At 71.6% G+C, this 12,452-nt stretch carries 11 protein-coding genes; 3 read left to right on the forward strand and 8 right to left on the reverse strand.

Annotation, left to right across the window (positions count from 1 at the left end; translation table 11 throughout):
• Positions 1–27: 27 nt before the first annotated feature.
• The 6 genes from ACZ4E1_RS39205 to ACZ4E1_RS39230 form a co-directional block, all read right to left on the reverse strand.
• The gene (locus tag ACZ4E1_RS39205; protein ID WP_467548608.1) at positions 28–1,083 is read right to left on the reverse strand and encodes a BMP family lipoprotein; all 1,056 of its coding nucleotides are present in this window, start codon (positions 1,081–1,083) and stop codon (positions 28–30) included.
• A 170-nt stretch (positions 1,084–1,253) separates the two neighbouring features.
• Positions 1,254–2,504: an amidohydrolase gene (locus tag ACZ4E1_RS39210; RefSeq protein ID WP_467548627.1), complete on the reverse strand. Its 1,251-nt coding sequence runs from the start codon at positions 2,502–2,504 to the stop codon at positions 1,254–1,256.
• Positions 2,505–2,776: 272 nt separating this feature from the next.
• Positions 2,777–3,814, reverse strand: coding sequence for a hypothetical protein (locus ACZ4E1_RS39215; RefSeq protein WP_467548610.1), 1,038 nt, complete (start codon positions 3,812–3,814; stop codon positions 2,777–2,779).
• A 72-nt stretch (positions 3,815–3,886) separates the two neighbouring features.
• Positions 3,887–4,828: an N-acetylneuraminate synthase family protein gene (locus ACZ4E1_RS39220; protein ID WP_188337231.1), complete on the reverse strand. Its 942-nt coding sequence runs from the start codon at positions 4,826–4,828 to the stop codon at positions 3,887–3,889.
• Between the two features lie 16 nt (positions 4,829–4,844).
• Positions 4,845–6,098 (reverse strand): cytidylyltransferase domain-containing protein, encoded by a 1,254-nt coding sequence (locus ACZ4E1_RS39225; RefSeq protein ID WP_467548613.1) that lies wholly within the window; start codon positions 6,096–6,098, stop codon positions 4,845–4,847.
• 62 nt (positions 6,099–6,160) lie between these two features.
• Entirely contained in the window at positions 6,161–7,468 is a 1,308-nt protein-coding gene (locus ACZ4E1_RS39230; RefSeq protein WP_467548615.1) for a DUF6716 putative glycosyltransferase, read from the reverse strand.
• Between the two features lie 199 nt (positions 7,469–7,667).
• On the opposite strand from ACZ4E1_RS39230, the gene ACZ4E1_RS39235 reads away from it, so the two are divergent.
• Genes ACZ4E1_RS39235 through ACZ4E1_RS39245 form a run of 3 tightly spaced genes read left to right on the forward strand, consistent with a single transcriptional unit; the run spans position 7,668 to position 11,127 of the window.
• On the forward strand, positions 7,668–8,645 hold the full coding sequence (locus tag ACZ4E1_RS39235) for a glycosyltransferase family 2 protein (protein WP_467548629.1): 978 nt from the start codon (positions 7,668–7,670) through the stop codon (positions 8,643–8,645).
• The gene (locus ACZ4E1_RS39240) at positions 8,642–9,979 is read left to right on the forward strand and encodes a polysialyltransferase family glycosyltransferase (RefSeq protein ID WP_467548617.1); all 1,338 of its coding nucleotides are present in this window, start codon (positions 8,642–8,644) and stop codon (positions 9,977–9,979) included. The genes ACZ4E1_RS39235 and ACZ4E1_RS39240 overlap by 4 nt, the downstream gene beginning before the upstream one ends.
• Entirely contained in the window at positions 9,976–11,127 is a 1,152-nt protein-coding gene (locus tag ACZ4E1_RS39245; RefSeq protein ID WP_467548619.1) for an acyltransferase family protein, read from the forward strand. Before ACZ4E1_RS39240 ends, ACZ4E1_RS39245 begins: the two co-directional genes overlap by 4 nt.
• 26 nt (positions 11,128–11,153) lie before the next feature.
• Here ACZ4E1_RS39245 and leuE read toward each other — a convergent pair whose 3' ends face one another.
• Both leuE and ACZ4E1_RS39255 read right to left on the reverse strand, forming a co-directional pair.
• Positions 11,154–11,810, reverse strand: coding sequence for a leucine efflux protein LeuE (leuE, locus tag ACZ4E1_RS39250; protein ID WP_467548621.1), 657 nt, complete (start codon positions 11,808–11,810; stop codon positions 11,154–11,156).
• A 276-nt stretch (positions 11,811–12,086) separates the two neighbouring features.
• On the reverse strand, positions 12,087–12,452 hold a 366-nt coding region (locus tag ACZ4E1_RS39255; protein WP_467548623.1), incomplete at its 5' end, for a methylmalonyl-CoA mutase family protein.

Below are 12,452 nucleotides of genomic sequence, written 5' to 3' on the forward strand. Positions count from 1 at the left end.
TATGACGCGGCTCCCGCCGCGCCGGGGTCACTTCTTCGGCTTGGTGTCCACCTTGATCGTGCCGTCGACGATGCCCTGCTTGGCCTTGGCGACCGCGTCGGCGAGACCGGGGATGGTCTTGTACTGGGGGTTGGACTCGGCCACGCCGACACCGTCGACCTTGAGGTCGAAGGTCTGCACGCCGCTGAGCGGCTTGCCGTCCTTCACCGACTTCGCCAGCGTGTAGACGGAGCCGCCGACCTCCTTGAGCGCGGAGGTGAGGATGTAGTCCTTGTACTTGTCGAGCGTCTTCTGCCCGTACTGGTCGGAGTCGACGCCGATGACCCACTTCTTCTGCTCGGCGGCGGCCTTGATCACGCCCTGGCCGGACAGGCCGGCCGCGTGGTAGATCACGTCGGCGCCGTCCTCCAGCTGCTTGTCGGCGGCGGCCTCACCGAGGTCGGGGCTGGCGAAGCCCTTCGCGGGGTCCTCGTCGAGGTACTGGACCTCGACCTTGACGCCCTTCTTGGTGTCGGCGACACCCTGCTCGAAGCCGGCCTCGAACTTGTTGATCAGCTCGTTGTCGACACCGCCGACGAAGCCCACGTGGTTGGACTTGGTGGCCTTGGCGGCGGCGACGCCGGCCAGGTACGAGGACTCGTTCTCGGCGAAGACCAGCGAGGCCACGTTGTCGCCCTCGACGACGGAGTCGACGATGCCGAAGGTCGTCTTCGGGAACTTCTTCGCGACGTCCTTCATGGCGGGGCCGTACGCGTAGCCGATGCCGACGACCGGGTTGTAGCCCGCCTTCGCCAGGTTGCTCAGGCGCTGGGCCTTGTCGTCGTCGGACTCGCCGTCCTTGGGCTCCTGGTCGGCCGTCTTGTAGCCGAACTCCTTCTGCGCCTTGACCAGGCCCTCGTAGGCGGAGTCGTTGAAGGACTGGTCGCCCTTGCCGCCCACGTCGTAGGCGATGGCCAGACCCAGGTTCTTCCCCGAGCCGCCGCCCTTGTTGCTGTCACTGCTGGTGCCGCCACACGCGGTGGCGGCGAGCGCCAGACCCGTGACACCTATCGCGAGCTGGGTAAGTCGCGTTACTCGACGCATCAGGAAGTTCCCCAATCATCCAACACGCCTGGTGTGGCGCTCAGTTCGGCGCACGATAACGCGCGTAGAACCGTCGCGTCATGCCCTTGCCCGGGCCGTTATCGATTCGTGCCGCCCGCCGCCGACGGTGGGGTCCGTCGTGGCGGCGAACGGTGACGAATCGGTCGGGGTCAGGCCTGGGCGTCCAGCAGGGCGGCGGCCGTGAACAGCTCGACGCCGACCGTGATCGCGTCCTCGTCCGCGTCGAAGTCGCCCTGGTGCAGATCGCGGCTGCTCCGGTCACCCGGGGGCTTCACGCCGAGCCGGGCCATCGCGCCCGGCACATGCTCCAGGTACCAGGAGAAGTCCTCGCCGCCGAGGCTCTGCGTGGTGCCCTCCACGGCGTCCGGGCCGAGCCGGGCCGTCATCGCGTCGCGCAGCAGCTCGGTGACCGCCGGGTCGTTGACCACGGGCGGGACGCCGCGGATGTAGTCGACGACCGGCTTCGCCCGGTACAGCTCGGCGATCTCCTGGATCGCGCCGTGCACCAGGTCCGGCGCCGCCCGCCAGGACTCCAGGTCCAGGCAGCGGACCGTGCCGGACAGCTCGGCGTGCTGCGGGATCACGTTGCACGCGTGGCCCGTCTCCAGGCGGCCCCAGGTGACGGCGAGGCCGGAGCGGGCGTCGACGCGGCGGGCGACGACCGCGGGCACCTCGGTGGCGACCTTGGCCGCGGCCGTGACCAGGTCCGTGGTCAGGTGCGGGCGCGCGGTGTGCCCGCCGGGGCCGTCGAGCGTGACCTCCAGGCGGTCGCAGGCCGAGGTGATCGCACCGGCCCGCAGACCGATCCGGCCCGCGTCGACCTTCGGGTCGCAGTGCACCCCGATGATCCGGCGCACCCCGTCGAGCACCCCGCAGTCGATCACGTCGGGGGCGCCGCCGGGCAGCACCTCCTCGGCGGGCTGGAAGATCAGCCGCACCGGGTGCGGGAGCCGGCCCCGCCGGTGCAGCTCGGCGAGGACCAGGCCCGCGCCGAGGACGACGGTGGTGTGCACGTCGTGGCCGCAGGCGTGGGCGCGGTCCGGGACGGTCGACCGGTACGCGCAGTCGGTCTTGGTGTCCGGGATGGGCAGCGCGTCGATGTCGGCCCGCAGCGCGAGCATCTCGCGCCCGCCCTGCCACTCCCCCGTCTCGGTGTCGGTGCCGATGTCACAGACGAGGCCGGTGCCGATGCCGAGCACCCGCGGTACGAGGCCGGCGCGCTCCAGGCGCGCCTTGATCGCCGCGGTGGTGCGGAACTCCTGATTGCCCAGCTCGGGGTGCATGTGCAAGTCGCGGCGGAACGCGATGAGTTCGGCACGGAGCTCTGCGGGCAGGGTGCCGGGGAGGGCGTCGCCGGTGGCGGTCTCCCCGGGTTCGTCGGCCTCGGACTCTCGGGACATCAACTGGTTCACCCTCTGAAGGGTAGGGCGGTGCAGGGGTCAACCAACGCGCGATCAACAAAAGTTCAGCCGGATTGGGGTAAGAAAAACCGCCGGTGTCCGCATGCTGATCACCCGGGGCGGGTATGACCTCTCTTTCTTCCACCAGTGTCGGCGACCTCTGGGCCGACGGCCACCGGCTGCCCGCCGGGGACGCGCTGCATCTGCCCGACGGCAGGTCGCGGGGCGCTGGTGTGGGCGCTGTTCCTGGGGTCCGCGTGGAGGACCCGGGGTCAGACCGTGCGCACTCCCCGTGCCGAGCCGGCGATGCCGCGCAGGAAGCCCTGGGCGTGGTCGGAGACGCCCTCGCTGAGCCAGCTCGGGTCGATCTCGCAGACCGCGACCTTGACGCCGGTGCCCTCCAGGGCGATCGGCAGGGTGTGCACGACCGTGGACGGGAAGCTGAGGATCGTGCCGCCGATGGGGCCGCGGCGGGCGATCAGTTCGAGGGGCAGATCGGGGCGGACCACTTCGAGGCCGGTCTCGCCGGCGAGGCGGTGCAGCTTGTCGGCGCTCTCGCGGCGGTGCGCGAAGTAGCGGGTGGCGCCGTGCGCGGCGGCGAGGACGCTGACCGCCTGGAGGTAGCGGTCGAGGTCGACAACGCCTGTCTCGACCAGTGACGTGCCGACGAGGTCGGCGCCGCGGGTGACGCGGGGCGGGCCGAAGCGGGCCCGGGTCCAGGCGTAGGCGTTGGTGGTGACGGTGACGCCGTCGGGGGTCTCGTCCACGGGCATCGACGTGAACAGGGAGACGGTGGTGCGGCCGGGCGCCGGGGTGAGCCGGCGGCGGGCGGCGGCGGACACGGGGGCGAAGACGAGGTCGCGGGGGCCGGGGCGGCCGCCGCGCCGGTGCCACCGGACGAGCCGCTCGCCCCGGGCCAGCTGGGAGACGAACTCCATGGTGGCCGTGCCGTCGTCGACGACGACGAGGTCGCGGGCCCGGGTGATGGTCAGCAGCAGCTGGACGTAGCGGGAGAACGGGTCGCCGATGACGATCCGGTCGGCGCCGCGCAGCAGCCCGGCGAGTCCGCCGATGGTCTGGAACGGGGCGGCGGGTCCGCCGCGCGCCTCCTCCCAGCGCACGGTGTGCCCGTCGGCGCGGGCGAGCTCGGCCATGCGGCGGAGCTGGCCGCGGGTCATGGGGTCGGTGGGCGAGAGGACCACGACGGTCGCGGTGGCCCCGTCCAGGTGCGCCCACTCCAGGACGTTGAGAAGCTGCACCGGGCTCTCGACGAAGCACAGCGTGCTGCTGAACGTACTGCTGCTGGACATGCGGCCCCTCCTGAGGGACACCGAGACGGTCCGGCGCCGGGGTTTCGGGCGCCGGACCGTCGGTGGGGAAGGTCAGACGCCGACCGGCTCGCCGGCGGCGTCGGCGATCTCCGACTCGGCGACGACGCCCGCGACGCGGCGCAGCTTCTTCATCGGGCCGAGCTCGGACTCGTAGACCTTCTTGACGCCGTCACCGAGGGAGGCCTCGATGGTGCGGATGTCGCGGACGAGGCGGGTGAGGCCCTGCGGCTCGACGGAGGCGGCCTGGTCGGAGCCCCACATGGCGCGGTCGAGGGTGATGTGGCGCTCGACGAAGGTGGCGCCGAGGGCGACCGCCGCGAGGGTGGTCTGGAGGCCGGTCTCGTGGCCGGAGTAGCCGATCGGGACGTTCGGATACTCGGCCTGGAGGGTGTTGATGACGCGCAGGTTGAGCTCCTCGGCCTTGGCCGGGTACGTCGACGTGGCGTGGCAGAGCAGGATGTTGTCGGAGCCGAGGACCTCGACCGCGTGGCGGATCTGCTTCGGGGTCGACATGCCGGTGGAGAGGATGACGGTGCGGCCGGTGGCGCGCAGGGCGCGCAGCAGCTCGTCGTCGGTCAGGGAGGCGGAGGCCACCTTGTGGGCGGGGACGTCGAACTTCTCCAGGAAGGCGACGGCCTCGGTGTCCCACGGGGAGGCGAACCAGTCGATCCCCTTCTTCTTGCAGTAGGTGTCGATCTGGCGGTACTCGTCCTCGCCGAACTCGACGCGGTGGCGGTAGTCGATGTACGTCATGCGGCCCCAGGGGGTGTCCCGCTCGATGTCCCACTGGTCGCGCGGGGTGCAGATCTCGGGGGTGCGCTTCTGGAACTTGACGGCGTCGCAGCCGGCTTCGGCGGCGGCGTCGATCAGCTTGAACGCGTTCTCCAGGTCACCGTTGTGGTTGATGCCGATCTCGCCGGTGACGTACACGGGGCGGCCGGGGCCCGCGGTGCGCGAACCGAAGGTGCGGAGGCGGGAGTTGTCAGCAGACATGTGGGTCACACGTTCCTTACTTGTTTTCGAGGGGTTCGAGAGAGTCGCGAGAGGTGAGGGAGGGGCCGAGGATCCAGCCGGCGATCTCCCGGATCGCGCCTTCGCCACCGGGGAGGGTGGTGACCGCGCGTGCGGCGCCGCGCACGACGTCGTGGGCGCTCGCGACCGCCACGGGCCAGCCGGCGACGGCGAAGCTCGGGAGGTCGTTGACGTCGTTGCCGACGTAGAGCACGCGCTCCGGCGCGATGCCCTGTTCCTCGCACCACTGCTTGAGTGCGAGGTCCTTGCGGTCGATGCCGTGCAGGACCGGGATCTTGAGCTTCCGGGCCCGGGCGGCGACGACCGGGTTCACTTCCGTGGACAGGATCAGCATGTTCAGGCCGCTCCTGCGGAGGGCCGCGATGCCGAGTCCGTCACCGCGGTGCACGGTGACGAACTCCCGTCCGTCGGCGTCGATCAGCACCTTGTCGTCGGTCTGGGTGCCGTCGAAGTCGAGGACGACCGCGTCGATGTCCTCCCGGGTGGGGAGGGTGCGTGCCGCGGTGTCGAAGAGGGGGGCCAGCGCGCGGGCGCGGGCGAGGTCGTGCGGGTCGTCGATCTCCAGGACCCGGGCGGGGTCGGTGCGGACGAGTTCCGTACGGCCGAAGAAGCGGTGCGCGTGGCGGCGGAAGCCGCGGGCGTCCATGGCGTAGACGGCGCCGGTCTCCAGGAGGTCCTGGGGGCGGTCCTGGCGGCGGGGCCGGAAGGACTTGTCGTGGTTGACGCCGTGGCTGCCGGGTTCCGCCGTGCCCTCGGTCCCTTCGCGCCACACGAAGCCGTGGAACGGGGCGACGGTCAGGGCGCTGTCGGCGCCTTCCTCGACGACGGCGCGGACCACGCCGTCGATGTCCTCGCGGACCAGGAAGGGGCTGGTGCACTGGACGAGGAGGACGACGTCGACGGACGCGCCCTGGAGCCCTTCGTGGGTGTCCATGGCGTGCAGCACGGCGGCTTCGGAGGTGGCCGTGTCGCCGGCGATGGCGGCGGGCCGGGTGACGACCTCGGCGCCGGCCTCGCGGGCGGCGGCGGCGATGGCCGCGTCGTCCGTGGAGACGACCACGTCGGTGACGTACCGGGTGGCGAGGCACTCGCGCACGGCGCGGGTCACCAGGGGGACGCCGCCGACCGGCGCGAGGTTCTTGGCGGGCACTCCCTTGGAGCCGCCGCGGGCGGGGATCACCGCGAGCACGCGGCGTACGGGAGCGGCGGTGCCGCCGTCGGGGTCGGTCATCTGCGCTTCTCCTTCGGGCAGTCGGGGCCGGTCACAGCGGCCGGAGCGGTCTTCGGGGGCGGTCACAGCTCGCCCATCCGGCGGATCACGGGGGCGACGCGCTGGACGCCGTGGCGGTAGGCGCCGCGGGCGGCGCGGCGCACGATCTGGCGCACGGCCGAGGGGTCGCGGTCGCCGGCCGGGGCGCCGGGCAGCGGGCTGCCGTCGGGCGCGAGGTGGTGGCGGGCGAGGATCCGCGGCAGGTAGCCGGGGGCGGTGGTGCGGCTGTAGTACGGCGCGATGGCGGGCCGGTCGGCGGCGAGCAGCGCGTCGACCTTGGCGCGGGCGCCGTCGAAGGCCTGCCCGTACGTGCCGTCGGCGGCGACGCCCTGCCTGGCGACCCAGTCGGGGTCCGGCGCGGGCAGTTCGCCGGCGTCGATCCGGTCCCAGGACAGCAGGCAGCCGGAGCCGGTGAAGTGGTGGTTGCCGAGCGCCTCGCGCACACCCAGGTCGGTGAGCAGCACGGTCGGAATGCGCCGGTGCAGGGCTTCGAGGGCGGCGGTGGAGCTGACCGTGACGAGAAGGTCGGTGCGGTCGAGGACCTCGCCCATGTTCCCGTACACGAGCCGGACGTTGGGCGGGAGTTCGAGGCGCTGGGCGAGCTTCTGGTAGGGGGTCTCCTCGATGTGCGTGGTGTGTTCGCCGGGCTTGCTGCGCAGCTTGAGGAGCACCTCGCGGTCGGGGTGCGCCGTCGCGTGCCGGACGAGCCGTTCGAGGAGGTACCTGCGGTCGGCCACGGTGTCCGGGACGGACGGCTGGGCGGCGAAGACCACGGTGTACGGGTCGTGCGGCTTCTCGTAGGGCGCCCCGCCGAGGAAGGGCAGCGCGCACTCGGTGACGGAGCCCGCGTCGGCGCCCACGCCCTCGTACACGGCGCGGAACCGGTCCGCGTCGTAGGCCGAGTTGGCGAGGACGACGTCCGCGCCGTGGCGCAGGAGCAGGCCGTCGGCGAGCTTCTCGTAGACGACGCCGACGTAGCCGGTGACGACGACGGGCCTGCGGGTCACGCCGCGCCAGGCGTGGGCGAGTCCGTGCAGTACGGCCTGGACGGCTCCGCCCACGAGGGCGAGGACGACCACGTCGTACGCTTCGGGTGCGCGTTCCATCTCGCGCAGGAACTCGACCGCGGTGACCTCGCGCAGCCGGTCGGCGCGCACGCCGACCTCGGTGAGCTGGCGGGGGGTGGGGGTCGCTCGGCCGCGCAGCAGGAAGCCGTCGAGGGTGACGTCTTCGCTGCGGAGCCGGGCCGCGGTCAGGGCACCCCATTTCCATCGGGTGTCGGAGTCCGCGAGCACGGCGACCCGGGGGGTCTTCTCGTTCCTTGCTGGCACGTCGAGAAAGCTAGGAAGGCATTTCGAGCCGCGGCCCAACCGGAGTGCAACAAACGGTTAACAGCACACCGACGAATGGGGATTCCGGCCGGGATCCGGGTCGTGCCGGGGCTGGTTCATGGTCCCGCCACACGTCGTTCACCTGGCATCAAGGTGACGGTCAAGACGAATGCCGGGCGGGCCGCCTAACGTCACGGACGTGGTCAAGCTCTCCGTCATCGTGCCGTTCTACAACGTGCAGCAATACGCGCCCGACACGCTCAGAAGTCTGCGCGCCAACGCACGTGAAGACTTCGAATTCATTCTCGTCGACGACTGTTCCAGGGACGAGACCCCGGACATTCTCGCGCGCGCCGAGCGCGAGCTTCCGGGCGCGGTCGTCGTCAGACACGAGACGAACGGGGGACTCGCCACCGCGCGCAACACGGGCCTGGACCGGGCGCGCGGCGAATACCTGACGTTCCTGGACGGGGACGACTGGCTCGCGCCCGGGTACTACGGGCAACTGGTGTCCGCCATAGAGGGTCTGGGCTGCGATTTCGTCCGTACGGACCATGTGCAGTGCACCGCGCGGGCCCGCTCCGTGCACCGGGTGCCGCACGGGCTGCGCGACGTCGTCATGGACCCGCGCGAGGCGATCCTGCCGGCGGACCGCTCGACGTCCGTCGACTACGCGTACGCGTGGGCCGGCATCTATCACCGCAGGCTGGCCGACCAGGGGCTGCTGCACTTCACGGACGGGCTGCGCACGGCGGAGGACCGGCCGTGGATCTGGCGGCTGCACCGCGAGGCGAAATCCTTCGCGGCCGTCGGACTTCTCGGCGTCTTCTACCGGCGCGGAGTCGCCTCATCGCTCACCCAGATCGGCGACGTGCGGCAGCTCGATTTCATTCGCGCATTCGACCAGGTCGTACGGGAAACCGCGCAGGACCGGGACGCCGACCGGCTTCTTCCGAAAGCGGTGCGCACTTATTGCGCCATCATTTCCCATCATCTGGGATCCATCGAAAGGTTCGAACCGCCCGTGGCGCGGAAATTGAAGTCCCTCAGCGCGGCGGCGCTCAAGCGCATGCCGCAGCAGGTGCTGGACGACGCGCTCGACTCGATGGACCTCCAGCGCGCGACCCGGCTGCGCCGGCTGCGCCGCCGCCCCGTCAGTGCGGAGGCCGCCGCGTGACCACCCGCATCCTTCTCGCCTCCACGCTGTACGGCACGGCCACCCTGGCGGCGGCGCTCGACGCCGAGGCGTTCACGCCCGTCGACCGCACGATCCTCCTCGTCGCCAACAACGCGGCGACACCCGAGACGACGCCGTCGGTCGACGTGATGCCGGGCTTCGAGCGGCTGCGCGACCGGTTCGACGACGTGCTGTCGTGGAACGAGGCGATCGCCCCGTTCCACCCCGGCGGCTGGGCGCCCCGACCGGACGATCTCCCGCTCTGGGAGCGCTACTTGAGGCTCCTGTGGAACCTGGGCGACGACGACATCGAGCTCGCCGTCGAGTCGATCCAGGTCAACCCGGCCATGGCCGTCGCGCAGATCTTCACCGGCGCGCCCGTCGACGTGTACGCGGACGGCCTGATGAGCTACGGCCCCACCCGCAACAAGATCGACCCGCTGGTCGGCACCCGGGTGCGCCGCCTCCTCCACCTGGACCTGGTGCCGGGGCTGCGGCCGCTGCTGCTCACCGAGTTCGGCGTCTCGCCGGAGATCGTCCCGACGGAGGCCTTCGTCAAGGTCCTCGCCGAACTCGGCGACACGGCCGAGTCGTTGCCCGAGGTCCCCGGCGAACCGGCCCTGCTGCTCGGCCAGTACCTCTCCGCGCTCGACATCCTCAGCGCGGAGGAGGAAGAGGAGCTGCACGTCCAGATGATGCGCGGCGCCGTCGAACTCGGTCACCGCAGCATCGTGTTCAAGCCGCACCCGACGGCTCCGGCCCGCTGGTCGCGCACGCTGGAAAAGGAGGCGGAGGCGCTCGGTGTCGAGCTCACCGTCCTCGACACCCCGGTCCTCGCCGAGGTCCTCTACCAGCGGACCCGCCCGGCCCTCGTCGTCGGCTGCTTCTCGACGGCCCTGCTCACGGCGTCCGCCCTGTACGGGATCCCGGTGGCCCGCGTCGGCACCGACACCCTGCTGGACCGGCTCGCGCCGTACCAGAACAGCAACCGGGTGCCCGTCACGATCGTCGACGCGCTGCTGCCCGAGCTGACCGACCGCGCGGGCGTCGAGTCCCAGGAACAGGGCTTCTCCGTCGCCGAGTTGACGGAGCTGCTGCGGGCGGTCGGCTTCGCGATGCAGGCGAAGATCTACCCGGACCTGCGCCCGGCCGCCGAACGCTACCTCTCCGCGCACCTGAACGCGCACACCTGGCGGTACTTCAAGCGCCGCCGGCTGACCTCGCTCGGCCTGCCCGGGGCCGTCCCGACCCAGCTCGCCTTCATCCCGCGCAACGCCGCGGTGCGCCGGGTCGCGCGGCGGGCCCGATCCTTCAAGCGAGCCGCACTCGGATGACCGTCACCGGCACGACCGCAGCCTCCGCCATACCCGTCCCGGACGGGGTGGACACCGGCCCGCCGCCACCGGCCGTCCAGCGTGCCGTGCCGCGCCTGTACGCCCTCGACGGGCTGCGGCTCGTCGCCGCGCTGATGGTCGCGGCCTACCACTACGGCGGGCGGGGCGGTGAGGTGTCCCGCGCCTGGGGCAGCTCACCGGCCGAGCAGTTCCCCTCGCTCCACGGCTGGTTCGCGTACGGCTGTCTCGGGGTGCAGATCTTCTTCGTCATCAGCGGGTTCGTGATCTGCATGAGCGGCTGGGGCCGGCCGCTGCGCTCCTTCTTCGCCTCGCGCGCGTCCCGGCTGCTGCCGTCCTACTGGGTGGCGATCGTGCTGGTCACGGCGGTCTTCGCGCTGCCGGTCGTCGCCTACGAGGCCGTCGGGCCCAGCGACGCCCTGGTGAACCTGACCATGCTCCAGCAGCCGCTCGGCGCGCACCGGGTGCTCGGGGTGTGCTGGACGCTGTGGGCGGAGATCCGCTTCTACGCGCTGTTCGCCCTGTTCGTCGTCCTGCCCGGCGCCTCGCGCCACCGGGTGCTGCTGTTCTGCGCGGTGTGGACGATGGCGGCGGCGCTGGCCGACGCCTCGAACGAGCCGCTGCTCGAACTCGTCCTGATGCCGGAGTACGCGCCGTTCTTCATCGGCGGCATCGGCCTGTACCTGGTGCACCGGAACCGGCGGGACGCCACCGCGTGGGGCGTCGTCGCGGTCGGCTGGCTCGTCGGGCAGCACTACGCGGTGGCCGGCCTGTGGCACGCCCCGAACCCGGCCTTCTTCTCCTACCGCCACACCTCGGTGATCATCGCGATCGTCACCCTCGGCTTCGCGGCGGTGGCGGCGGTGGCCCTCGGGTGGTTCCGGTGGGCGAACTGGCGGTGGCTGACCGTCGCGGGCGCGCTCACGTACCCGTTCTACCTGGTGCACGAACACCTGGGCTGGGTGACGATCGGCTTCCTGCACCAGCGCGTGGGCCTGCCGTCCTGGGCCACGTTCGCAGGAACGATCGCCGCGATGCTGGCCCTGGCGTGGCTGCTGAACCGCTACGTGGAGGAGTGGGCGACGCCCCGGCTGCGCAGGGCGCTGTCCGCTCAGCCGCCGGTCGCTTAGGCGCTGGCCGCTCAGGCGCCGGTCGCTTAGGCGCTGGCCAGCGACAGCTTCACGGCGAAGCCGAGGAAGAGGACGCCGGCTGCGGAGGTCGCGCCCGCCGACAGCCGCCGGCGCCGCTGGAACGCGGCGGCCAGGCGGGTGCCGCTGAAGATCAGGGCCGACAGATAGAGCACGCTCGCGGCCTGCGCGAAGGCGCCGAGGATCACGAAGGACAGCGCCGGGTACGCGTACGAGGGGTCGACGAACTGCACGAAGAAGGCGATGAAGAACAGGATCGCCTTCGGGTTCAGCAGGCTGATGACGAACGCCCTGCGGAAGGGCCGCTCCTGGGCCTCCGGCGCCTCGTCCGCACCGGTCCGGGCGGCGAGCCGCTCGCGGCGGGTGCGCCACATGCTCCAGGCCGCGCGGAGCATCCCGACGGCGAGCCAGGTCAGATAGCCGGCGCCCACGTACTTCACGATCCCGAACAGCACGGCGTTGGCCTGGAGCAGGGAGGCGACCCCCGCGGCCGACAGCGTCATCAGCACGGTGTCCCCGCACCAGACACCGGCGGCGGCCTTGTAGCCGGTGCGTATGCCCTTGCGGGCCGCGACGGAGAGCACGTACAGCGAGTTCGGCCCCGGCAAAAGGACGATGAGGACGAGCCCCGCGAGATAGGTCGGCAGATCGATGACACCCAGCATGGGCGGAGTGTCGCACGACCATACGAAATACCCCCAACCGATTCCGCATCCCGGACGCGGTTGCCCTGGCCGGGCGGGGGGAGCTTCATCGCCGGGTGCCGCAGCACCACCGCCGCGGGGGCCGAGCGCCATCGCCGGGTATCGCGCCGTCGTGGTTGCTCGCGCAGTTCCCCGCGCCCCTGAAAGGCGCACTCCGTGCGCCCCCAGGGGCAGGTTGCTCGCGCCCCGCGACGGAGTCGCTGATCGGATACAGCCCCGTGCCTCTGGCGGGGTGGGTCAGAAGGTGTCGGACGGGATGTAGGTGCCCCAGACCTCGCGGAGCGCGTCGCAGACCTCGCCGACCGTGGCGCGGGCGCGCAGGGCGTCCTTCATGGGATAGAGGACGTTGTCCTCGCCCTCGGCCGCCTTTTTCAGGGCGGACAGTGCCGTGTCCACCGCCTCCTGGTCCCGCTCCGCGCGCAGCCGCGCCAGACGCTCCGCCTGCTGGGCCTCGATCGCCGGGTCGACGCGGAGCGGCTCGTAGGGCTCCTCCTCGTCGAGCTGGAAACGGTTGACCCCCACCACGACCCGCTCACCCGCATCGGTCTCCTGCGCGATCCGATACGCCGAACGCTCGATCTCCGCCTTCTGGAAACCGTGCTC

It is taken from the genome of Streptomyces sp. NPDC025806 (genome assembly GCF_055558275.1).